The 23,966-nt window shown below is 43.5% G+C and carries 22 protein-coding genes; 5 read left to right on the top strand and 17 right to left on the bottom strand.

Annotated elements, in window-relative coordinates:
- Positions 1 to 9: 9 nt before the first annotated feature.
- The 9 genes from ACDQ55_RS14635 to ACDQ55_RS14595 form a co-directional block, all read right to left on the bottom strand.
- Positions 10 to 606: a histidine phosphatase family protein gene (locus ACDQ55_RS14635; protein ID WP_420982149.1), complete on the bottom strand. Its 597-nt coding sequence runs from the start codon at positions 604 to 606 to the stop codon at positions 10 to 12.
- A gap of 4 nt (positions 607 to 610) precedes the next feature.
- Positions 611 to 2,056 (bottom strand): FGGY-family carbohydrate kinase, encoded by a 1,446-nt coding sequence (locus ACDQ55_RS14630; RefSeq protein WP_420982148.1) that lies wholly within the window; start codon positions 2,054 to 2,056, stop codon positions 611 to 613.
- Between the two features lie 9 nt (positions 2,057 to 2,065).
- Positions 2,066 to 3,514, bottom strand: coding sequence for an FGGY-family carbohydrate kinase (locus tag ACDQ55_RS14625; protein ID WP_420982147.1), 1,449 nt, complete (start codon positions 3,512 to 3,514; stop codon positions 2,066 to 2,068).
- A gap of 39 nt (positions 3,515 to 3,553) precedes the next feature.
- Positions 3,554 to 4,564 carry an NAD(P)-dependent oxidoreductase gene (locus ACDQ55_RS14620; RefSeq protein ID WP_420982146.1) on the bottom strand — a complete coding sequence of 337 codons (1,011 nt, stop codon included), beginning with the start codon at positions 4,562 to 4,564 and terminating at the stop codon, positions 3,554 to 3,556.
- A gap of 46 nt (positions 4,565 to 4,610) precedes the next feature.
- On the bottom strand, positions 4,611 to 5,951 hold the full coding sequence (locus ACDQ55_RS14615; RefSeq protein WP_420982145.1) for an alkaline phosphatase family protein: 1,341 nt from the start codon (positions 5,949 to 5,951) through the stop codon (positions 4,611 to 4,613).
- A 54-nt stretch (positions 5,952 to 6,005) separates the two neighbouring features.
- Positions 6,006 to 7,397, bottom strand: coding sequence for an FAD-dependent oxidoreductase (locus tag ACDQ55_RS14610; protein WP_420982144.1), 1,392 nt, complete (start codon positions 7,395 to 7,397; stop codon positions 6,006 to 6,008).
- Between the two features lie 39 nt (positions 7,398 to 7,436).
- Complete coding sequence (locus ACDQ55_RS14605; RefSeq protein ID WP_420982143.1) at positions 7,437 to 8,672, bottom strand: MFS transporter; 1,236 nt, start codon at positions 8,670 to 8,672, stop codon at positions 7,437 to 7,439.
- A 61-nt stretch (positions 8,673 to 8,733) separates the two neighbouring features.
- Positions 8,734 to 10,428, bottom strand: a complete 1,695-nt coding sequence (locus ACDQ55_RS14600) for a RagB/SusD family nutrient uptake outer membrane protein (protein WP_420982142.1) — start codon at positions 10,426 to 10,428, stop codon at positions 8,734 to 8,736.
- An 11-nt stretch (positions 10,429 to 10,439) separates the two neighbouring features.
- Positions 10,440 to 13,541, bottom strand: coding sequence for a SusC/RagA family TonB-linked outer membrane protein (locus ACDQ55_RS14595; protein ID WP_420982141.1), 3,102 nt, complete (start codon positions 13,539 to 13,541; stop codon positions 10,440 to 10,442).
- Positions 13,542 to 13,904: 363 nt separating this feature from the next.
- On the opposite strand from ACDQ55_RS14595, the gene ACDQ55_RS14590 reads away from it, so the two are divergent.
- On the top strand, positions 13,905 to 14,672 hold the full coding sequence (locus ACDQ55_RS14590) for a DeoR/GlpR family DNA-binding transcription regulator (protein ID WP_420982140.1): 768 nt from the start codon (positions 13,905 to 13,907) through the stop codon (positions 14,670 to 14,672).
- A gap of 134 nt (positions 14,673 to 14,806) precedes the next feature.
- On the opposite strand, the gene ACDQ55_RS14585 is transcribed toward ACDQ55_RS14590, so the two are convergent.
- From ACDQ55_RS14585 to ACDQ55_RS14570, 4 genes are all read right to left on the bottom strand, one after another.
- The gene (locus ACDQ55_RS14585) at positions 14,807 to 15,262 is read right to left on the bottom strand and encodes an ABC transporter permease (protein WP_420982139.1); all 456 of its coding nucleotides are present in this window, start codon (positions 15,260 to 15,262) and stop codon (positions 14,807 to 14,809) included.
- Positions 15,255 to 15,515, bottom strand: a complete 261-nt coding sequence (locus ACDQ55_RS14580) for a hypothetical protein (RefSeq protein ID WP_420982138.1) — start codon at positions 15,513 to 15,515, stop codon at positions 15,255 to 15,257. The genes ACDQ55_RS14585 and ACDQ55_RS14580 overlap by 8 nt, the downstream gene beginning before the upstream one ends.
- Positions 15,516 to 15,526: 11 nt before the next feature.
- On the bottom strand, positions 15,527 to 16,060 hold the full coding sequence (locus ACDQ55_RS14575) for an ABC transporter permease (protein WP_420982137.1): 534 nt from the start codon (positions 16,058 to 16,060) through the stop codon (positions 15,527 to 15,529).
- 660 nt (positions 16,061 to 16,720) lie between these two features.
- Entirely contained in the window at positions 16,721 to 17,428 is a 708-nt protein-coding gene (locus ACDQ55_RS14570) for an RHS repeat domain-containing protein (RefSeq protein WP_420982136.1), read from the bottom strand.
- A gap of 188 nt (positions 17,429 to 17,616) precedes the next feature.
- On the opposite strand from ACDQ55_RS14570, the gene ACDQ55_RS14565 reads away from it, so the two are divergent.
- The 4 genes from ACDQ55_RS14565 (at position 17,617) to ACDQ55_RS14550 (ending at position 19,463) form a co-directional block, all read left to right on the top strand.
- Positions 17,617 to 17,865, top strand: coding sequence for a hypothetical protein (locus tag ACDQ55_RS14565; protein ID WP_420982135.1), 249 nt, complete (start codon positions 17,617 to 17,619; stop codon positions 17,863 to 17,865).
- Positions 17,837 to 18,025, top strand: a complete 189-nt coding sequence (locus ACDQ55_RS14560; RefSeq protein ID WP_420982134.1) for a hypothetical protein — start codon at positions 17,837 to 17,839, stop codon at positions 18,023 to 18,025. The genes ACDQ55_RS14565 and ACDQ55_RS14560 overlap by 29 nt, the downstream gene beginning before the upstream one ends.
- Positions 18,022 to 18,777 (top strand): IS3 family transposase, encoded by a 756-nt coding sequence (locus ACDQ55_RS14555; RefSeq protein ID WP_420982256.1) that lies wholly within the window; start codon positions 18,022 to 18,024, stop codon positions 18,775 to 18,777. The genes ACDQ55_RS14560 and ACDQ55_RS14555 overlap by 4 nt, the downstream gene beginning before the upstream one ends.
- Positions 18,778 to 19,121: 344 nt before the next feature.
- Entirely contained in the window at positions 19,122 to 19,463 is a 342-nt protein-coding gene (locus tag ACDQ55_RS14550; RefSeq protein ID WP_420982133.1) for a helix-turn-helix domain-containing protein, read from the top strand.
- A gap of 150 nt (positions 19,464 to 19,613) precedes the next feature.
- On the opposite strand, the gene ACDQ55_RS14545 is transcribed toward ACDQ55_RS14550, so the two are convergent.
- The 4 genes from ACDQ55_RS14545 to ACDQ55_RS14530 all read right to left on the bottom strand — a co-directional run bounded on the left by ACDQ55_RS14545 (position 19,614) and on the right by ACDQ55_RS14530 (position 23,957).
- Positions 19,614 to 19,982 carry a hypothetical protein gene (locus ACDQ55_RS14545; protein ID WP_420982132.1) on the bottom strand — a complete coding sequence of 123 codons (369 nt, stop codon included), beginning with the start codon at positions 19,980 to 19,982 and terminating at the stop codon, positions 19,614 to 19,616.
- Between the two features lie 2 nt (positions 19,983 to 19,984).
- Positions 19,985 to 22,756 (bottom strand): hypothetical protein, encoded by a 2,772-nt coding sequence (locus ACDQ55_RS14540; protein WP_420982131.1) that lies wholly within the window; start codon positions 22,754 to 22,756, stop codon positions 19,985 to 19,987.
- A gap of 17 nt (positions 22,757 to 22,773) precedes the next feature.
- Positions 22,774 to 22,959: a hypothetical protein gene (locus tag ACDQ55_RS14535; RefSeq protein WP_420982130.1), complete on the bottom strand. Its 186-nt coding sequence runs from the start codon at positions 22,957 to 22,959 to the stop codon at positions 22,774 to 22,776.
- 395 nt (positions 22,960 to 23,354) lie between these two features.
- Positions 23,355 to 23,957, bottom strand: a complete 603-nt coding sequence (locus tag ACDQ55_RS14530) for a hypothetical protein (RefSeq protein ID WP_420982129.1) — start codon at positions 23,955 to 23,957, stop codon at positions 23,355 to 23,357.
- Positions 23,958 to 23,966: the final 9 nt, after the last annotated feature.

Below are 23,966 nucleotides of genomic sequence, written 5' to 3'. Positions count from 1 at the left end.
GCTTTATAATTACAAATTCGTATTCAGGTATTCCAGCGTGAGCACTCCTTCTTCATCCAGATAGAACCGTGTGATTGCTGAATTATGCTGTACTATTTGCCGGTAGTTCTTCAATGGCATACCCAACTTGTACGCCATGTATAAACGGTTCACGCCATTGTGGGCCACTACCATGATCGTATGGTTTTTATGCTGCTGCATCTTTTCTTTAAAAAAATCTTCCACCCTAGCCACTATCTCGGCGCCTGTTTCCCCGGTTTCTCCTGCCCGGGTGCAGAAAGGATCATTGCTCCAGTTATGCCAGCTGGAAGGGTTTTCCAGACAAAACTGTTCACGCGTTTTACCTTCCCAGTTCCCGAAAGCAACTTCAATGAGGCGATCATCTGTAATAACATCCCTACCGGTTGCTATATGTGCAGTCAGGGCAGCACGCTGTAACGGGGAAGCATATACTGCATCCAACCGGATGCCTGATAATTGCTGCTTTACAAACAGTGCCTGCTCCTCTCCCTTTTCCGTAAGGGGAATATCTGTGCGGCCACAATAGCGGTTGCCATCGGCATTCCAGCGGGTTTGTCCATGGCGCAAAAGGTATACAGTTAACATAGGCTCAGAAAATATATCCTTTATTCTTTAACAGGTTAATGAAATGCTGGTAACGATCATTGTATACAGTGGCCAGCCATGGGTCTGGTGTAACTATCTTCTCTGCATGGACCATTGAGCGGGCAGCTTGCCGCAATGAGTTGAAATGCGTGGAAGCAGCAGCTACCACAGCGGCGCCGTTAGCGCCTGTAACATGCTTCATTTTATACACGGGCAGGTTTAATATATTGCTGCGGATCTTCAACCATATATCATTGTTACTTCCACCTCCTGCCGTGCAGATCTTTTCGATCTTCTCCCCTGATAATTCTTTTATCCGTTCATAGGCATATCTTTCAATATAGGCTACTCCTTCCATATTGGCCGCCAATAACAGCTCTCTTGAAATATCCTCCGGCATAAAGCCTTTCGCCTGTGGCGCTACAAAGGGGAAACGTTCCCCTTGTTGCAATAAAGGCCACGAAAAGTACGAGGTAGGCACCAAATCTGCGGCCTTCCCGCTAAGCACATTGATCTCTTCCCCGCTGAACAGGACGCTTACCCAATCGGCACCGGTATTGCTGGCGCCACCGGGCATCCAAAGTCCTTCAGGATGACGGTGACAATATAACGCCCCTTCAGGGTCTTCGATCTCCGTATACGTTACTCCTTTAACAACCAGCGTTGTACCAATAGTAGTATTCCAATTCCCAGGTTCCACAGCGCCTGCGGCTACCTGGGAAGCGCATCCATCGGTAATGCCCACGGTAATCCTTACCGTGGGTGGCAAGCCTAGTTCCGCTGCCAAAAAAGGTTGCAGGTAACCTATTGGTGTACCCGAAGGCACCACCTGCTGCAACCATTCTTCCGGGATATACAATTGCTCCGTGACATAGGCCGGCCATTTCAGCTGGTGCAGGTCGTATCCCGACTTCAACACATTCGTGTAATCTGTAGTGGAAAAATTACCACTTAGTTTTCCAGTAATATAATCCGCTGCATGAACAAATAACCTGATATGCTCTTTCTTGCCTGGGTAGCTATTGAGATACCATAGCATCTTCGGTAATCCACAGGAAGTATTAAAAGCGGTGTATCCCCTGGCACCAAAAGCTGTTGCCACATCCCTGCAACGTTCTGCTTCTTTTACAGATCTGCCGTCGCTATACATGATTGCGCCATGCAGGGGTTGAAAGTCTTTATCCAGCGGAATAACCGTTCCGGAAGTAGAAGTAACCGTAATAGCGCTTACCAACAATAGATCATTTACCGCACCCACCTCTTTACATACCTGCCGGAGCAACTTTAAACAGGTATCCCACCATTCTTGCGGGTCCTGTTCTACCCTGAACCGGGCCGTAACCTCAAATACCCTGTCTGCTGCTCCCAGCAAATGACCATCCTGGTTTACCAGCACAACTCTCGCTCCTTGCGTGCCAATATCGATACCAATAAAATATGCTTGATTCATCCCGTATGTTCAGCTTAATTGTCTGAAAAAATGCCTGGAGTGTTTCCATTCTGCATATAATTGCTCAAAGAGCTGCTGCCTGCATTTATCCGGCACTACAGCTTCCACAGTAGTGTTAACCAACGCATCGTTGATGCCCAATGCAGCATTACAGATTAAAGCGCCACCAATAGCGGATGACTGGCTAAACCCATATCTCACCCTGACTTCTGTATCAAGGATATCAGCAAGCACCTGGCGGAACAACCCACTTTGCAGTCCACCTCCGCAGGCCCATATATAATCAGGCGTATGGCCTACGATCCCCTTTAGCACGTTGAAATTCTCTGCAATGGAAAAGCCGATATCAAGCAGGGCAGCCCAGATAAAAGAGCTGCGCGAGAGCTCATGTGAAACCGGTACGGGGAATATGAACCCACCTTTAACAACAGGAGACCTATCTGATGCAACCAACGACCCCAGTGATGCCATACACATCCTGGCCTCATCTTTCTGCAATTCTCTTTCCATCACCTCATATCCCTCATTCGGATAAAAGATTTCTTTCAGGCGCTGCAAGTTCAGACCCGTTACACCTGCATTCGCTTCGAATATAAACCGGTTATGCTCTACGTCCCTGTTGGTCCAGGTGCGTTGCTGTTCATCTGTAACATAGTGAGCAGCCAGTTTTACAATGGGCGTGGTAGTACCCGATACGATCACAAAATCATCTCCCGCTGGTTGCGTGCTTTTAACGGCCAACTGTGTATCACCACCTCCGGTAACCATCACTGCATCCTTAGAGATATTCCATGTATTGGCAACCGGTTCAAGAATAGGTCCTGTAATGCTGCAGGATTGAGCAAGCGGGGGCAAATATTTTTTATCGAAATGGAATATCTCGCATAGCTCATCACTCCAACCACCTTTTTCTACATCGTACAATAACGTTTCAGAGGCTTGTGAATGCTCGTAGGCAGCAATGCCGGTAAATTGGTATCCTACCCAATCGCTGATACTTACAAATACCTCTATTTCCTGCCAGATTTCCTGTCGCCGCCGGCGAATCCCTTCGAGCTTATACACGGAAAACAAAGAACCGGGATAACGGCCGGAAAGCTGATATATCTTGTTTTTATCTGCAAATTCATTTTCCCATTCACGTCCCCGGTGATCAATATTCGGCAACCCAATCATGGACTTTCCATCCTTACCAATTAAAACAATACCTTCCCGTTGGCTGGTGGAAGTAATGGCTGTTATCACAGGTTTACCAGCCTGCTGCAACGCTTCCTGGGCAAGACCTGTGACTTGCTCCCATAACAGATCCGGCTTAAAATAAATAGCATCAGGATATAACGGATCACGATGGTACTGTATATCTCCCCTCGCCACACCAGTTACTTCACCATCAGACCGGACAACCGCCACACGGGCATTGCCGGTACCGATATCAACAACTAAAAAATATTTATACATACAAAATCTCAAATGTTATTACAGCGCTATGATATCTGTTTACCGTTTCACAGCATTAACCAATACTTCTTTATTATATACCTTGCCATCGGGATGAGTGCCATTCACAAACCAATCGATCAACGCACCGTTCAGGATGCGTACATGATGATCTTCCACTTCAAAAGTGGCTCCTGCAATATGGGGAGTGGCCATTACATTCGGAAGGTCAATGATAGCATAGTCTAACTCATCGGGAGGCTCGTTATCAAATACATCCAGAATAGCTCCGCGGATAGCACCAGCTGCCAGTACATTATACATATCTTCCCGGTTAACTACCGCCGCCCTGGCCGTATTAATAAAGATGGCATCCTTGCGCATCACTGAAAAGAGCGTTTTATCGATTATGTTTCTGGTATCTGAAGTAACCGGTAGATGAACAGAAACAATGTCGCTGCTGGAAAAAACTTCTACCAGTGAAGAATTGGCAAAGGAAGGGAACATAGCTGCATCCACATAAGGATCATAATACTTTATCCTACAGGGATAGTGCTCTACCATTCTGGCGATCAGTTGTCCGATTGCTCCGAATCCAACTATTCCTATTGTTTTACCGGCTAGCTCGGTCCCCTTAAACTGCAGGTAAGAAGTATGTGTCCCGGCGTCCCATTGGCGGTCTTTCAGCCATTGCATAGCCGGCAACGTTCTACGCATAAATGTGATTACATTGGCAACAAACATCTCTGCCACCGCCTGGGCATTCCTTGCGGGGGTATAAAAAACCGGTATGCACAATTTTGTAGCTGCTTCCAAAGCCACATTGGAAGGCGTACCACGGCAAACCCCAATAAATTGAAGATGCGTATTGGCAGCAATAACCCTTTCCGTAACATGATCATGCTCCGTTATAAGTGCTTCTGCTTTCGTTTCGTACAATAGCGCCATTAGCTCTTCTTCATTATAGGCGCGGGCATTCAGTTTCCAGGGTTTGTAAATTACTTCTCCGAGGGATAACTTGAGTTCCAGTAATCCCTGTTCATGATACGGCGCCGTCACTAAGATTCTCATAACAATTTCGTCTTTCGCTTATCTAATTTGATCGTAAAAATTTTTCTTATTTGGACAGGATCTGCGGATAACGTGGGTCCATTTTCGTATTCCATGGCAGCTCCAGCAAAGAGGCTACAATAGCCGCTACGTTGGTCAAGGACATTTCCGGAATAACAATCCCCTTTCCCAAACCAGGACCGTAAGCCACAAACCCGGTCTGTATTTCTTTAAAGTCAGGGAAAAAACCATGCGTGCCACGTTTAACTGGCCGCTCGAAGCTCCCTTTCATTGCGCCTACAAATTGATAGCCATTCGCTGCTGAAAGTGCCAGCGCGGCCTGCGGGTCTGTGCCTATTTCATCCATAGTTTTCCGGCTGATCAGTTTAAACTTTCCACCTGTTAATTCCGGGCGCTTATTAATGATATCGGTTACTGTTTTCAGTACTGCTTTATCTGCAGGATCTTTCAGGTAAAGAAAACACGCGCCACCAGCAGGTTTAAACTGTGCTTTCCAATCATCTTTCTCAATATCATTCAATAAACCGGCCTCTTTCAGCAATACATTCGGCGCATAGGCAGTGTGAACGGTTACAAATCCATGGTCGCCGGTCACAATAATAACAGTACTATCGGCAATGCCTGCACGCTTCACTGATTCAGTGATCGTATAAATAGCCCTGTCTGCCCCGGCCACTGCTGAGCGCACCATGTCTCCTTCCCTTCCTTCAAGATGTTCGAAATGATCAACACTGGAAAGACGAACCGTAGTGAATGCCGGTTTATACGTGCGGATAAGATAACCCGCGATCCTTGCCACATTTTCATCGATCACGAGCAGATCTTCGTTAGTATTGAAGTTAACCGTATCCAGCTGGCCGGTAGCATAATGCTCCACTTCCTGCAACAAACCCTGTGGCGTAGCTACTTCCGAGGTAGCTGATAACTGAGACTTCCCCTTCTGCTTATAAACCGGGATATTATATGTAACCGGCGCACCAACCGATACAGGCCAGTTAACCGATGCAGTTATAAGACCGCTGGCTTTTGCCGCATCCCACAAAGTGGTGGCAGTAATATCTTTTTCATACCAGTACCATTCTTCTGATTCTTCACTGCCCGAAAATGGCGCATTATGGAAAATCCCATGCTTTGCCGAAGGCACGCCTGTAATGATCGTTGTATGGTTGGGGAATGTAAGTGAAGGAAAAATGCTGTTGACACCGTCCGCCGAAACTCCCTTTCTGGCCATCTGTTGCATATTGACCGCACCCCACGATACATCCCTGTAGAAATCCGGCCGGAAACCATCAATAGAAACCAGTACTACATATTTCGTTTTCTGTGCGGATAAATCACCTACCATCATTGTAAACAACAGTATCGTTAGTAGTATCCATTTTCCCATAACTAAAAAATTAATCCATTAAATAAACTGTAAGTCCCGTTTCCGGTATTCCGTTCACAGCGCTTCCTTTTCGATACGCAGGTAGGCGCCTTTTTCAATTAGCTCTTCCTGCAATTTTTTCACATCAATATCAGCCGGCTGCTTATTTTCCCGGACAGCCATTTTGGCCGCCCGGCCAGCTGCTTCTCCCATGGCCATACAAGGCGCCATAACCCGGATAGCAGACATCGCTTCGTGAGTAGTGGAAATACTGCGCCCTGCTACGATCAGGTTCTTTACTTTTTGGGGTATTAGTGAGCGATAGGGAATATCATAAGAGTCGCCGCACCATTCAAGCGTACAACCACCACCCTGTGGATGATGGATATCTAGCGGGTAACTTGCTACCGCAATAGCGTCATCAAAACGGCGGCAGCTTAAAATATCATCCCGGTCCATCGTGTACAATCCTTTGATGCGCCTTGTTTCGCGGATACCCAGGAAAGGTGCTGTTTTAAGGAAATAAGCATTTTCAAAGCCGGGAACGTATTCAATGAGATAGCGTTGGATATCTTCGATCTGCTTCCGTCCTTCGATTTCACCATAAGTGAGGCTGCCAGGATCGGTGCCGTTCACGCCATTCACGCGGGTCATATTTACCCAGATCTCTCCTTTGCGTAAACCGGTAATGAGTATGGTTCTTTCAGTTGTTAATGTAAGACCTGCATCCTGGGCTTTTTTAACCAGATTGCGCAATCCTACCAACACGAACTGGTTGTTTTGTCCGAAATATTCAGCGGGAATAAAATCAGTAAGATAAGTACGGGGTTCTTCAGCGATGCTCAACCGCAATTTTTCTGTATCCACACCTCCCAGGCAGAACATTAACGTTGGCGGCTGTACGCCTCCCTGGTCGTTCCCATATTCGCAAGGCACCCCTGCACGGTAAGCAGCATCTGCGTCTCCGCTGCAATCGATGATCACCTTGGCCAGTATTACTTCGCGACCGGCCTTGCTTTCAATGATCACCCCTTTTAGTTCATCTTCTTCCATCACCACACCCGCGCAAAACGCATAGAACAATACATCTACCTTACTTTCGAGCAACATTTGCAAACCCACTGTTTTTACCGCTTCCGGCTCTACCAGCGTCAGGCTCATGTGGAGCGGACAAGGACGATGTTCGCTGGACGCTTGCACCGCTTTCATGCGATCAATATATTTTTGCGGAATACCTTTAATAATTTGGTTGCCTTTCTGCCCCAAAAAGCCGAGGATCGGCAAACCAATGGTCATATTACCACCAATAAAGCTCCGGCTCTCCACCAATGTTACATTCAACCCATCTTCTGCTGCAGCTTGGGCGGCAATAAATCCCGAAGGGCCACCACCAATGACCAGCACATCTGTTTCTTTCCTGACAGGCAGGTCTTTTGCCGCTTCCCTGATTGTCTTTGCAGTTTTCATATATCTCATTTATTTCATTATTTAATCCGGCGTGCCGCTTTAATTAATTGCCTTAGGACTTTCTAAGCATACCATGGTCCATAGCAATAACACAGCAACAGGATGCAGGAAAGACATGGCGATAAAGATCTTTTCCGCACCCATTGTTCCTATAAACTGCCCTACGAAGTAGTTAAACAGTACAGCCCCCATTGCTCCAAAGCCTCCTGCTATACCTAACACACTCGATACATTATTCGCAGGAAATGCTTCCGCCACCACCACGCTTACCGTAAATAACCAGCTAAGGCAGGCGATTGCAACAATGCTGAACACCGCCAGCGTACCCACAGCATTAGGAATATAAGGTACCAGCATACATAAGGGAGCAAAACAGGCCACTGCTGTAAGCATGATCTTTCTGGCCTTTAAAGGTTCATGCCCTTTCTCCATCAATTTATCCGACCAGGCAGAGGTAGCAATAGCACCGAGGTCGGCTACAAGAAAAGGTATCCATCCAAACATGCCCACTTCCGCCAGTGTAAAACCCGATTCTTCCTGCAAATACCCCGGCAACCAGAAGAGGCAGAAATACCACACCGGATCGCTCACAAAACGGATCAGTAATATTCCCCACAGGCTTTTCCTTGTCCAAAGCTTTTTCCATCTGAAAGCAGGAATAGCTGCACTATTATTATTTCCTGTTGCTTCCAGCAGGATATCTGCTGGCGGATCACGATAAACCCACTTCCATAATAAGGCGATCAGCACACCAATAGCACCCAATATCACAAAAGCAGCCCGCCAGTTATATTTCAATGCCAGCCAGGCAACAACGGGTGGAGCAACAATGGCCCCAATTGAACTACCTGCAACGCATAAACTATTAGCCGTTGCACGAAGTTTGCCCGGAAACCAGACCGTTACTACTTTCAGCTGCGCAACAAAATTGGTTGGCTCAGCAGTGCCCAGCATGCCCCGGAAAAACTTGAATGGCAGGATAGTGCGTGACAAACCACCTCCTATACAAGCCAGCGACCAGCCGAGCACACCCCAAAACATAACCAGTCTGGTACCGAACTTATCGACCAGCCAGCCGGATATAGGATACATCACCGCATAACTGATTGTAAATATATTCAGCACCCACGCATAGCCGCTGTCCGACAATCCGAATTCTCCTTTCAGCATCGGCTTCAGGATGGATACAATCTGGCGATCCATATAATTGAATACGATAGCAATAAATATGATTGCTATAATCAACCATCGTCTGCGTTCTGCTTTTAACACCATCCGTATTGTTATTAAGCTTTGAGATGATCCTGGCAGGGATCATCTCAAAGAAATGCTCAGTTTAATAATTGGGATTTTGTGTAAGATTTTTATTGATGATAATCTCTTTGGAAGGTATTGGCCATAGGTATTGGCGATTCTTGTCAAAATTCCGCTCCACCAGCAATTTGATCTTCCCGGTTGCATACATTGGTGCAAAGTTGGGCAATCCTTCATCATCTATATCGGTAACCGTTGGGAAGAACCATAAGCCCTTGTCAACCACCTCTGTTTTTAACGGACTGGGATCAAGCAGGCCATAAATGGGTTGGGTCAATACTTTTTCAGCAATTCTCCAACGGATGATATCATCAAATCGGCGGTTTTCCCATGCCAGCTCAATACGGCGCTCATTCCGAATGAGCTTTCTCAATCCAGCCTGATTGGTGGCAGTAACAGCGGGATAGCTTCCTACCTCCGTTACATTCACTTTATATGCGCGGGCACGTACCTGGTTGATCGCATTAAGCACCGACTCATCAATTTCATTCAACTCCATTTTTGCCTCTGCATACATCAACAATACATCAGCATAGCGCATAATGATAATGTCAAAATCGGTCTGCAAGTCATCAGACCAATCTTCATCCACCCATTTCTTCAGTGCCAGGCCATTATAGGATGCAAATTGATCCACTGCACGGTTATCTTTATTGCTCACTGTTTTACCAGTGGAAACCCTCAATACGGTAGTAGCATATGGATTGGGATCGTACACAAAACCGAGGTGCGCTGTCTGGAATTCCACAATCGTTGCCATACAGCGTGGATCACGGTTTTCAAAAGGCTTGCGCGGATTATATAATGGCGATTCATCGATAGGCAATCCGTCGGTACAGGGGAATGAAGCGAATAACTCCCAGGATGGCTGAGCTACTGCACTTCCGCCGGCTGTACGTGGAAAGAAATTGGTAGCGGTCCAGGAAGAGCCAAGTGGGAATGAACGCGGTAAAGAAAAGATCGTTTCATTCAGGTTCTTATTCTTGGAAAGAAAATATTGCTGGAAGTCGGGATAAAGGGAATATACGTTCAGATCCATGCAAGCTTTGGCCGCATCGCGCGCAACTGCATAATCGCCCATATACAACGCGATCCTTGCTTTAAAGGCCATAGCAGCACCCTTTGTGGCGCGCTTGAGTGTAGCTGATCCATAGCTGGTAGGCAAATACTGAATAGCATAATCAAAGTCCTTATAAATATCTTTCAGGATTTCTGCTTTGGGTCTGCGGCCTAATTTAAATGCCTGCTCAATGGTCAGGTATTCTGTGTAGTAAGGCACATCTCCATAATGGAAGATAAGCCTTGAATATAAAGCTGCGCGAAAAAAATGTGCTTCTGCATCCAGCTCTTTCAGACGGGCATCCGGAATTTTATCAACAGCCTTTGGCAAGTTATTGATCACGGCATTTGCACGGGTGATCCCTTTATAGGTATTCAGCCAAACCCCTTCACTAAAGGCCCATTCACTGGTGATACTACCGGCAGAAAATACGTGGACAGCCTGGCGTTGTGTCCAGTTGTCCGTCATCCGTTCGGTTTCAAAATTGATTTCCTGCTCCCATAAATACTGGCGGTAAAGATCGTTCAGCGCCATGGTCACTTCTGTTTCATTGGAATACCAGTTTTCGCTGGAACCTTCGGAAAGCGGGTTGAGATCTAGTTTTGCGCATCCTACTAACAGGGGAAGCAGCATGATGATTGCAAATATCTTTTTCATGATCGTTGGAATTAGAATTTAGCGGATAATCCAAAATTGAATGACTTACTGATGTAGGAGGCATAGTTTACCTCAGGGTCCCAACCTTTAGGGAAATGGCTGGCCGAAAACAAGTCCGTACCGGACGCAAAAACGCGCAGGGTGTTCAGCTTTGCACTTTTGAGCCATTGGGAAGGCAGGGTATAACCTATCACCAGGTTCTTCAACCGGAAGTAAGCGCCATTGATCAACCAGTAATCGGACATAACATAATTGTTGTTTTCTGATCCCTGGTAAGAAAGTCTGGGATATTTCGCTTCCTGGTTTTCTTTTTCCGTATTATATACACTCCAGTATTTTCCATCAATAATAGCCGGTGCGTTGGTCCAGGCGCTAAAGAATGGTTTTACCATTTGTTCAACCAGGCGGCTTCTTTTCTTACCAACTCCCTGGAAAGCAAGAGATAGGTCAAATCCTTTATAATCGAGGTTCACTGTACCTCCATAGAGGTAACGTGGTAAAGATCCACCCAGTAATACCCTGTCATAATCAGGAGTGATCTTGCCATCAGGAACGCCATTAGGCCCGCTGATATCTTTATATTTCACATCACCCGGTTTTACAGAAGCGTATAATTTGGGGGATGCAGTTACTTCCGCTGCTGTTTGAAACAAACCGGAGGAAACATAACCAAACCATTCATTGTATTCACTACCCTGACGGATGATCTGTGCGCCATCGAGCACAATACCACCGAGGTCGCCCATGTTGGACCTGGAATCAGACAGGTTCAACGAAACACTATAGCGAAGCTTTCCTATTCTATCTTTCCAGGCCAGTTGCAGATCCCAGCCTTTCGTTGTCATAATACCTGTATTTTGCTGTGGATTGTCGAAACCCATATAATCAGGTATTTCCAGCTCCAGCAACATATCTTTTGTCTTTTTCACATAATAATCGGCGGAAAACATCAGTTTATTCTTAAGGAAATAAGCATCTACGCCTACATCAGCCGTTTCTGTTCTTTCCCAGGTAATATTCTGTATCGCATAGGCAGATTGTGCAGCCGTAGTAGCTGATATCACAGCAGATCCCTGGTGGAATAATGCGTTGGAATAACCGATTGAAGACTGGTAAGGATAATTACCGATTCGTTCATTACCCAGTTGCCCCCATGAACCACGCAATTTCAGAAAAGATATCACCTGGCTGTTTTTCAGGAATGATTCTTCTGAAAGCGCCCAACCGGCGGAAACAGAAGGGAAAGTACCCCAACGGTAACTGGGATGAAACCTTGATGATCCATCGTACCGTACATTTGCCTGGAGGAAGTATTTATCTTTATAATCATATAAGATACGGCCGAATAAAGAACGGTAAGCTGTTTCATAAGCGCTTCCGTTGTTCTTCATATAATCCAGTGGTCCCAGGCTTAAATAGGGAAAACTCGACAAAGTGTAGTTTTCAGCCTGTGCAGCCAACGATTCGTTGTAAATATAGAAATCCTCGTATCCACCCATTATATTCAGGTTGTTATTGCCCAACTTCCTGGTATAGTTTGCGATCAGTTGTTTAGTAAGGCTTTTCCCCTCTCCTCTGTTCTCATAAAGCCCTGTTGTGGAATACCCGGAAATATAACCTGCCAATACAGTAGGATCGTTGGCAGTATAATAAGGTATCTTAGTCTGGAATTTTTTGCCCTTGCTCGAATATAAATAGGGAGCAAGCACTCCTGTAACGGTAAGATCTTTAAAAGGTTTTACCTGCAGAGAAGCGCGCCCATTGAGACGGGTGGTAGCGCCTTTGTCAAATCCACCGTAATGCAGGGCAGCATAGGCATTGGACCCATTTTGTCCTTGTGCGATCCTTCCATCCGCCCATGTAGCGGCATAAATAGGAGCAAAACGGAGCGCGTCCCAGATTGGGTTGATCGTAGGAGCATTTGTATTGGTTTGATTGACGGAAACATCAATATTGGCGGAGATAAAACTATTAATTTCGAAAGCATTATTGATTCTGGAGGTTACCCGTTCAAAATCGCGATGATCATACAAGGCATTTACTTTCTCATAATTGATAGATGCCTGCGTTTTTATTTTATCTGTTCCGGCAGAAAGCGACAGGTAATGGTTGTGATGGAATGCACTGTTATTCACCAGTTTACCTATCCAGTCTGTAACAGGATAGTCGTTCGGGTTAGTTTTATTACGTTCCAGCCAGTTATCCACCTTATCTTTTGCGTATAAGGCATATTCACCGCCAGGTGCATTCCCTGCATCGTTCCAGGTAAATTCGTTGATCATTTCAAGATACCGTTTCACGCCGACTACTTCAGGAAACTTTGCCATTTTCTCAAAACCGACTGTAGGGCTATATTCCAGCGAGAACTTACCACTGCGTGGGCGCTTGGTGGTGATCAATATAACGCCGGCAGCAGCCCGGGCGCCATAAATAGAAGCAGAGGCAGCATCTTTCAATACTGATATATCCTGTATATCGTCGGCCTTAACATCATCAATACTATTGATTGGCACCCCGTCTACAATCACCAGCGGTTCGCTATTACCGATTGTGGTGATACCACGAACACGGATAGAGGCCGATGCACCAGGTGCACTATTAGTACGCGTTACCATCACACCAGGCATGGTTCCCTGCAGTGCCTGGGATACCTGAGTTACATTTCGCCTGGCCACTTCCTGGCCTTCTATAGTAGTCATGGAACTGGTGAGATCTTTTTTCCTGGCCACTCCATATCCAATGGCTACCACTTCCTGGAGACTCTGCGGCTCCGCTTCCAGCGCGATGTTGATGCTGGCATTTCTTCCCACGGTTACTTCCTGGGTTTTCATGCCTATGCACTTGAAGACAAGCACACTGTTTTCATCGGCAATACGCATACTGAACGCCCCCATATTGTTTGAAGTAGTTCCGATGCCGGAACCTTTCAGCGTGATGTTCACACCGGGGAGCGGCTGCCCTGTTTCATTAGTAATAATACCATGAACAGGTTTATCCTGAGCAGATACAGGATAGAAAATGACTGTTGCAAGGAGAAAAAATAACGGGAAGAGCAGCGACAAGTACCATTTGCGGGAGCTGCGGGCAATGACAAGGCATTGGCTTTTTCTCATAGGTTGTATAATTTAGTTTACTTTCTAATAGATAATATTGCTTTCCTTCCGTTTTAAAAAGAAAGGCTTTTAAACAAAATGTAAAGTAATGAAAGAAAATTAAAGGTATTGTTACGCCAATGTGAAGAAATAGTTAGGGATTACAAGTACAGAAAGGATATAAAATATAACTTAATGAAAGAATTTCCTATTCCTACTACAATAGTATATTTACTATTGTAGACTAAAGTTTAACACTATTTAATAAAAAGAAAGCAATTTAAAAGCAATTATAGACCAATTACGCTATCTTGCAACTTCATTTGAAAACTTTCATAGGCACCCGGCCACCCAAATAACTTTATTTTTGCAGAACATTTGATCATGAAAACAATTACCGAAAGACACCAATTCATTCTTAATAAATTACAGGAGAAAGGGAAAGTCAGCATATCCCAATTGATCGAAGAAATGAATGTTAGCGGAGTAACTATCCGCAAAGACCTGAAGCTGCTGGAAGAAAAAAAACTGCTGTTCCGGACCCGGGGAGGCGGCTCTATTAATAATCCTTATGCTGTAGAACGACCCATCAATGAAAAGGAATTCATCAAAGTTGATGACAAAAAGAAAATTGCCCAAGCTGCACTGGCACTTATCGGTCAAAATGACTCTATTATAATAGGCTCCGGTACTACCCTCTTTGAATTTTCCCGCGTGCTGTACCCTGATAAACGTATTACTGTTATAACACCCGCCCTCAAAGTAGCACTTGAATTATGCAACCGCCCCAATGTTGAAGTGCTCCAGTTAGGGGGACTTGTTTATCAAAGCTCTTCTTCCACCGCCGGCTCCTTTGCGGAAAAAATACTGGACGAACTTTCCTGCGGGGTTTTATTCCTGGGTGTGGATGGGATAGATCTGGAACATGGCCTGTCTATTACCAACATCGTAGAAGCCGGCATAAACCAGAAAATGATCACCCTAGCTCAAACAGTGGTAGTGCTTGCAGACAGCAGTAAATTCGACCGCCGGGGCCTGGGCAAGATCTGTAATCTAAACCAGGTGGATTATATTATTACTGACAAGGAAGCAGATCCTGCAACGATAGAGAAGATTAAAAAAACAGGCGTTAGGGTGATTATTGCAACGTAATACATGCTTTCGAATTGTGCCTCGCTTTCGTGAGCCTACAGGGACTATAAACCACCGCTTTCAAGAAACTTTGGTAGCGTATCCGGATTTCTATCCTTTTAAAATGGCTTATTTTATAAGGGTTTGGAGATAATTTAAAACCCAAAGAGGGCATCTTCTATGTTTGCATAAACAAGAGGCACCATCATCTGAGACATTGGTCTGCGCCTGGCAAAAAACTGAGAATCGTACATAAAAACCAATACTATGCGAAGGTCGGGTTGCATTGCAGATGCTTTACCTGTGATGCTGTTAAAGTACGGAAGCAGCAACCAGACTATCAGTAATGCAATAGCCAATGAGAAGTAGGCCATTAACACTGATTCAACCATATACTGCGTGACCAGCGATACACGCCTTGCCCCCATTGCTTTCCTTATACCAATTTCCTTCATGCGGCCAGCGGATTTGGCGGTCGAAAGATTCATAAAATTGATGCAGGCGATTACAAGAATAAATAGTGCTATCAGTGAAAATAATTTTACATTGCTGATACGGCCACCGGTTTGCACACCATTTTCGTAGGTGCGGCCATACAGGTAGTTATCCAATATAGCGCTTCAGGAAGAGATGCCTCGCAGGCCCGCTTCCATAGCTGTTGATAAAGGTACTCAGCTTTGCATCGAATAGCGAAAGATCTGTACCCTTTTTCAGTATCAGGTAGGTATGAAAAAGGCCATAACTATTCTGGGCACTGAGCGTACCTGTAATAGTCATTATTTCCTTAAAAGCATCAAAGGAGAAAACCATATCAAACTGTATGGAAGAGTTAGCAGGCGTACCTTCAAATATACCCACCACCATTGCTTCCTTCTTTATATCTGCAAGTTGATGCTGATAGTTTTACCCACCACATTGGTAGTACCGCCAAATAATGTATTGGCCAGTTTTGCGGAGATTACCACATTATTTCTATTAGCAAGGACTGTCCGTGAATTGCCCTGTAACACAGGATAGGAGAAAATATCAAAATAGGATTTGCCGGCAAAGATACCGGTAGCTTTTACTGGATGATCCCCTACGCTGATGGCCATCTTCTGAAACCAGGACACCGGCGTGGTAGTAACCGCCATTTCCACCTCCGGCAGCGCGTCTGTAATCGCTTCTCCCAACAGTGGGGAGGTTTCCGGCGTAGTATTAATGCCATCTGCATGCGCCCTGTTTTCCATTACCTGGTATAAGTGACGCCCCTGCTTATGGAACTTATCCATACTCCATTCGTCATTTACCCACAAACAAATCAGCAATGCACTGGCCATTCCCGTAGACAGACCAATAAGATTAAGCGAGGTAAACATCCTGTTTTTTAGCAGATAACGCCAGGTTATACGCATATAAGCTTTGATCATAGTGGAATATTAATACTTACGAACCAGCCTACAATAATATGCCAGAATATTATAAAATATCTCCCAATGATATAAATAATAAATAAAATCTAATGTGTTCGTATTAGTACACATCACGTTCACTTTTGACCATTGGAAAAATTGCGTTTAGCCGTAACAGCTACATCTAATTCCCTTCTAATATCAAAGCGGGAAAGCCGCCGGTACTTACCGAAGTATCGAAAATAGTAATTGATTATATACCTTGCACAATTAAACTCCATAAAAAACGAACGGCATCATTTCATGAAAGTATATATTCAAAAAATAGCAAGTACAAGTATAATTACTGTTTTTTCTTTAATCATTGCTTTCCACCTGTTGGTACTCATTGGTGTATTACCCCATACTATTGTATGGGGAGGGCAGCTCAAGTCCCATAATGAGATGTACCGGTTGGAGGGTATATCCATTCTTTTGAATATCCTTTTTCTGGTGATAATATTGATAAAAAATCAAACTTTAAAAGTTCCCATGGGGAATAAGCTAATCAACATAATTTTATGGGTACAGGCTATATTTTTTTTCATTAATGCCATTGGGAACTTGTTTTCAATAAACGAGTGGGAACGCATTATATTTACACCGCTTGCATTACTACTTTCTATCTTTTCCGGGGTACTAGCAAGTAGTAAGTAGTAAGTAAAATTTATACGTAAAAATACTATCATCAATAAACGAAAAAAAGGATACACTTATATGCATATCCTCTTTTTCGTTTATTCTACCAGGTAGCAAAAAACAAAATCCAGCCTGCACATAATCTCTATTTCTAATACCACCATAGGTAGAAAAAGTAGATACAGCAAATCCTATTTCAGGAGCTAGGGAGGAGGCGACAGATTGTATTATGGGATCTCTTCCTAATCCTAACCCAAATCCTGGTCCACCATAGGAAATAGGATCCAATGCAGCCCTTTCTGACATTTCTTTGTCAAATGCATGCTGTTGATTACTTATTTCCTTACACAGTATACAATCATTAGGTCTACTAATACTTGCAGGTTTATTTAGAGATTCAAATAATCTAACCCTTTCTTTCTGCGCAATAGATCGTTGATTCTCTGATCTTTCATATGAAGCGACTGCATCTTCTTTTGGTTTATTTATACTCCAACCCTCCATTCCATCTAAATCAATATTCTCAATAGGGCTATTACTTCCAAATTGATAAGGAGTCAACATTGGATAACTTTTCGTCAACGGATCCACACTCAAAAACTTCCCTATCCTCGGATCATACACCCTCATCCCATAATCCTGCTCATTCCCCTCTCCCTTCACCTCATTATCATTCTCCTTACCATTAAACCCATACCTATACAACACCACTCCCTTCTGTCGCCATTCCCCACTGCCGTCAGGCAGTTTGCCTTCTCAAAGAACTGCTATAAATATATAGTTTTTTCTTTCATTTGATTTTTCAATTGAAAAAAAAATGCGCGCGTAATGTTGATGCGTGGGGGTTACTGCGTTTTGTCTTGTCCTGAAATAGGTTTACACAAAACGTGTAAAAAATGAAGAAAATCGTTAAACCAGAAAATGGTTATTATTTAGAATCTGACAAGCACCTTATCATTAAGGCTTATTTGAGTTCAAATAGAACGAAGCAGTCCATCTGGGAAGAATATACAGGTCATGCTGAGGAACATGGAAAGATTTTGAAGTGGATGCGGGAATTGGGATATGAAGCGCCGGAGAAAATACGTAAATTGGTTAATCAAAGCCCCATCTCTGATGGTGACAGAACCAATTCAATCTCTTAATAATGACTTTGAAAAGAAGCAATTAGAAAAACGCATTGCTGACCTGGAAAAACAGCTTAAAGAGGGTGAAATGAAGGCTATTGCCTTCTCCACCATGGTGGATATTGCGGAAAAAGAGTTTAAAATACCCATCAGAAAAAAGTACAATACCAAACCATAGCACTCATCAAGGGACAATATTCCCGCATAAGCCTGGCCCGGTTATGCGGCTGGTTTGGTATTACCCGTCAGGCCCATTACCAGGAAGGTTACAGACAAATAGAGGTTGGTATAGAAGAAAGCCTGGTATTAAAAGAAGTAAATGCCATACGCACACTACATCCAAAGCTTGGGGTACGCAAACTATATGGCAAAATAGAGGCTTTTTTGATAGCACATCAAATTAAGATGGGCAGAGATGCCATGTTCGATCTGTTGTCCAAAAACAATTTATTGGTCCGGCGTAGAAAAAGAAAAGTAGCTACAACCATGTCTCAGCATTGGTTTAGAAAATATTCTAACCTGATAATAAATATAGTGCCAACGCGGCCCAATCAAATATGGGTAAGTGATATGACCTATTGGAAAATTAACGGAGACAAACATCTCTACAAAAGTTTTGTTACAGATGCTTATTCCAAGATGATTGTAGGATACCATGTTGCTGATAATCTGGAAGCAGTAGGATGCTTGCAGGCATTGCAAATGGCAGTGAAATCTCTGAAACAAACTTTTGGCAATCGTTTACCACTTTGCCATCACAGTGATAGGGGTATACAATACTGCAGTAACCAATATGTAAAGCTATTACAAGATAATAATATTGATATCAGTATGACTGAATCCGGTGATCCCAGGGATAATGCTATTGCAGAAAGAGTGAATAGAATCCTTAAAAATAAATACCTGAGTGCATATGAAGCAGTTGTGTGAGCGAAGCCAGGACTTTATTACATGATGTAGTAGAGCTATATAATAATGACCGCCCACATATGAGTATCAGCAATATGTCTCCGGCTTTTGTTCATCATAATCAGATTCAGACAGCCAGATTATGGAAAAACTATTACTCTAAAAGCATCATTGTAAAACAAGAACAGGACTAAAACTAAAATGCAAACCAATTTTAGAATTTATTTTTAAAATCTGTAAACTTATTTTAGGACAAGACATTATTGATACATATATCCGCGACGCTAAAGCCCGCAGTGCATATGCGCATTGATAAGAACAAAAGCAGCCCAAATTGGCAGCTTTTGTTCTTATCAATGTGTCATATGAAGCAGGTTACTTTCGGCAAAAGGCTTACTGAAGTGAGAAAGGACAAAAAAATGTCCCAAGAGGAGATTGCTAAAAAAGTAGGGGTACATGGCGCCGTAATTGGCAGATATGAACGCGATGAAGTAAAACCTTCTATTGAGATGGCCGCCCAGATTGCAACAGCACTGGAAGTATCTCTTGATTACCTGGTAGGCAATACTGACCTTCTACTTGACCAAACAATCCTGGATAGGATTATGGATGTACAAAAATTAAATGACCAGGATAAAGCTGATGCTTTTAAACTCCTCGACATGTTTATTCGTGATGCTAAAGCAAGGCATACTTATCATGAATGATGTGGCCCGATCTGCGACCGGGCCACATCATTCATACAAAATATTTTTATATTCTCAAAAAAGGTATTAACAGTGTCCTTTACTGTTAATTTTCATAAAGACATGGAATGGTTGGACTGGCTATTAAAATCAGCCACCCACTTATTTAATTTAACTATCTATTTTAAACACTACTTCATCATTTTCAAGTAAAACAAGTGTTTCAACTTTACAAACCATAGTAATAAATCTTGCTAACCATAATGATAAATCATGCATTTGTCCATTCATAAACTCACCAATTCTTAACTCCGTCCTCAGTTCTAACTCATAAGCATATCGAGGCTCCTTATCACTACTATTAAGCCATATTTCAATTCCAAGCGTTTGACACATACCAGTAAAATCATAAGGAGGGTCTTCCCTATTTTCTATAGTAATATCAATATGTAACTTCTTATTTAATTTTTCTGCTAGAGAATGAATATCACCCTCATAATTTAAATATACTTTTGCTTCGGCTCCAAATATCTTTTGCATTGCTATTTCTCCTGCGGTTTAAATTTAATTGAAAACCCTTTCTTATCAGGCTTTAATCCTTCAAATCCTGGGGTCTGACCTAAAAGTTCTCTGAAATTAGTATTTGCTTTTAAAGTTTTTCCGTTTTGTTGATGCAATAGATCACTTTGAATCCAATAATCAATGTCAAATTGACTCAGATTGACGGGCTGACCATAAGTTGGTTTATTAGGGTTCCCCACTTTACCTGTTTTAAATGATCCTGTATAGCCAGCTTTTAGGTTTGGATCAATCTTTTTATACTCAGGTAACAAATGCTCCTCTGCTAACTTCTCAAACTTGGCTTGAAGAGCCGCATGCTCTGGTGATATGGGATGTTCCGGCATTACACCACCAGCCCCCTTTTTTCCACCTGGCTTTTCTCCAGAAGTAGTTAATACTATTCCCAGCTCTGCAGTTTCTAATAAAACCTGTGATACACTATTATTCTTTGAATTGAATCTATTTGCTACGTAATTATCAATGGAATTTACTCCTATCGCATCTAAAACAAAGAAAGAGAAATCTTTCATTGCAGCGCCGCTTGGATTTTGAAACCAATAATCTGCACTGGCAGTGTTAATGATTCCTTTGGTTTCACGCGGCATAATAGGCAACGTTCCGGTATCTCCCAATGGATCAGTTATCAAAATAGGGTTATTCGAAAACGCAGCGTATTGGCTTATATCCACTAATGGTTTTGGATCTAAATTCCATCTTCTTCCTATCCTCGGATCATACTCCCAGAACTCAGCAGTATAACTATTCCCTTCTCCTTTGATCTCATCGCTTTTCTCTTGCCCGTTAAACCCATACCTATACCCCCCAACTCCTCCGGAGGCACCATTCACATTCCCTCCACCAGCATAAGTATCATCGGCAATGTAAACACTGAAATTATCATCATCCCCGGAGGTAAAACCGGTAAGCAGCTCTATGCTGCGGGTAGCTACATAGTCTGATGGCTGGTTATCACTACGGTTATTCAGCGACAGATCGATCGGTAAGGTATAACCATTGATATCATCTGTGCCGGAAGACCAACCCCTACCAAGGGCATGACCACTGCGACCAGGCATCAACATACCGAAGGGGTAGTAATCCTGTACAGAGGTAAGGACGGGGTCGAAGTAACTGATGGTACTACCGTTCAGGGATATAGGACGCTTGCGGTCCGAAACACTAGCCAGTACGTTGCCCAGGTGATTACCTAATTCAAAGACCTTGTATCCCCGTTTAAAGATAGTATTTAATCCCGTACCGTTTGCTAAGGCTACCGTTTCTGGGGCTACGATATGTTCCACATTCACCTGGCGGTTTAAAAGACCTAAACGGCTGCTGCCATACAGGTGGGTTTCCGTCAGCGTGAGGTCTCCGTTGTTAACGGACGAATCCCCCTTCGTATAGATGCCCATTACGTTACCGGTTGCATCGCGGATATACCAGGTTTCGACGTTTTTTACCTTCTTGCTGATACGGTTACCTGCTACGTCATAGGTGTAGGTGATATCCGTACCATCGGCTTTGTGGATCTGCTGGATCTTTCCGTATACCGTCCAGCTTATGCTGCTCACGCCGGCCGCTTTGTCGGCAGTAAGATTGCCAATGGCATCATAGGTGTAATTATGTATTGCCTGATTATCGATATCTGTAGGATAATTACCCCCAGCTACTCCATCTTCGATGTAGTCCAGCTGGTTAGTACCTGCTTTATAGGCATAGCTCAGGCTGTCCATTGCCAAAGGCTTGCCGGCAAAGGTGTGGTTACCGTTACGGATGTAGGTTTTGATATTACCATTGGCATCATAGGTAACAGACTCCCCGAAGTCTGGCAGTACCGCTGGCTGCCAGCGGTTGGCCCCTGCATTAAAGCCGCTGGCGGCCCTCATGCTGCTCAGGCGGTTGAGTACATCATAACGGTAAGCATAGAGCAGCGGCTCGCCCAACGTAGGTAAGCTAACGCTCATAGCACCAATATTACCGTTAAATAACGGTGCAAATAGTCCAGGGGTAGTACTTACCTCACTGGCCATGGCGCCAGCAGTATGGCTTACCGGGCGGTAATCACGGTCACCGGAGTAATGCAGGGTATAGCCAAAGGCATCACGCGCCACCAGGCTGCCGGCGCCACCATCACCGCCGATATCGTATACCGGGGAAAGATTGGTACTGTTCACACCTTTCAGCCAACCCTGCAGCGTATAGGCGTAATCGATACCCTGTACCTGCTGCTGGCCTAAAATGCTCTTTGCCGGCAGGCCGTGTTGATAATACTGGTAAAACGCATCATTTTCCCAGTAGATGCTGTCTGTACTGGTGAGTACATTGGTGATGCGGTTTTCCGCATCACAGCTATAGCGGTGATAGAAAGCATCTGGCATACCAGGCTGATAAGCCACCTGGTTTACTTTGCCTGACACCAGGTCGTAGTGATAAACCAGTTTCTTAAACCGGTTCTGCGCATTGCCCATCGCACCCAGGCGGTAGTCTTGCAGGAGCGTATCCACGTTACCGTGAATATCATAGCTGTAATAAGTAGCGCTGGCATGATTGAGCGCAGCCAGGTCTGCTGCTGTATTATAAACGGCGCTCCACGATACCCGGTTACGCAGGTTCCGGGCTTCCAGCAGTGGTGCTACAGGCGTATAGGGTAGATCGTAAGTCGTTTTCGTAATCTGGGTACGACTGTCTGCAGCGGCGGTAAGCCACCCTTCCAACTGCGTATTATCCCGGCTGATGGCACTCGTTATTGGCATGGCGGATACCAGCTGGCCTACTTCGGTAATCCTTCCCAGGTAGTCGTAACGCGATCGGTGGGTACCAGTACATTATCTTTACGGGTAAAAAATTGCCGCTCGTCAAAATCTGCTGACGTTAAGCCGGCAGCTGGGCGGTAGAAGAAAATAACCTGCAACAGTGCATAGGTGCCTTTCGTGAGATCTTTAAACTCAAAAGGCAACTGCTCCCCATCGATCAGGTATTTTTATGCGTTTTGGGTAAGGTCAACTTTTTTCAGAACGGTTCAGAGAAAGGGCTGGAAATAGTAATTTAATTGAAGAAGTTAGAGATGTGAAATTCTTCTTGTTTAGATTTAGTTAAATTATATGCTTGAAGAAAAAGCAAGCCCCAACCTTTCAACTTGATCCAAATGAACTCGACTAAAGGCAAAACCTGCGACTATGTAGTGCTCCCAAGAAGTATCTAACTTTTTGGGAGCACTACATTTCTAATGGTCATGGTCCTAAATCAGTTTTTAACTATTTTTGATAAAAGGGTGAGAATTTAATTATTAATTTGACTCCCAGATTTTAAGTTTACACACTTTTTGTAATAGTCTCCTAGCATTTACTTAGCCTACCATTCACCACTGTTGTAAGAAATAACTTTTAAAGCAGAAAGCTCTACTCTATCACCACAAGAAATTTTCTTTGGTTTATCAACAATTCTGTGAATGATTTTATTAAATTCAATATAGTAATAAATATTTGACCTTATAACATTTTCATTTTCATCAAAGCAATTGAAACTATCTTGAATTAATAGTGGATTTTTAAACCGGTCATAATACCAATAAATATTATGCTCAGAATCACCCGTTTGAGAAATGAAACTCTTGTTGACAACATACATTCCATTTTTTAATTCATACTTATATAGCACATATTCAATATTGCTATTTGCTCTTTCTAAAATGTTATCTAAACTATCCTTACTTACCAAATAATTGCCATTTCCCTTATCAATATAAGCTTTGAAAGTATACTCGTCATTTTCAAGAAGTTTATCTGCAAGAATTCTTAGACTATCAAGATGTTTTATATCTTTTTCTTTAAAACCTCCTGAGGAAGAACAAGAGACAACTAAAGAGAGTGAAAGTATAAAACATACGAAGAAGTATAAACGTAATCTATTTTGGTTAAATACATTATTAGCAGAAATTGTAAATAAAATATCCATTATAATCCA

This window comes from Chitinophaga sp. 30R24 (assembly GCF_049056765.1).
Lineage (GTDB): Bacteria > Bacteroidota > Bacteroidia > Chitinophagales > Chitinophagaceae > Chitinophaga.
The sequence above is the reverse complement of the archived record's forward strand: the minus strand, read 5'-3'. Positions and strand labels throughout refer to the sequence as shown.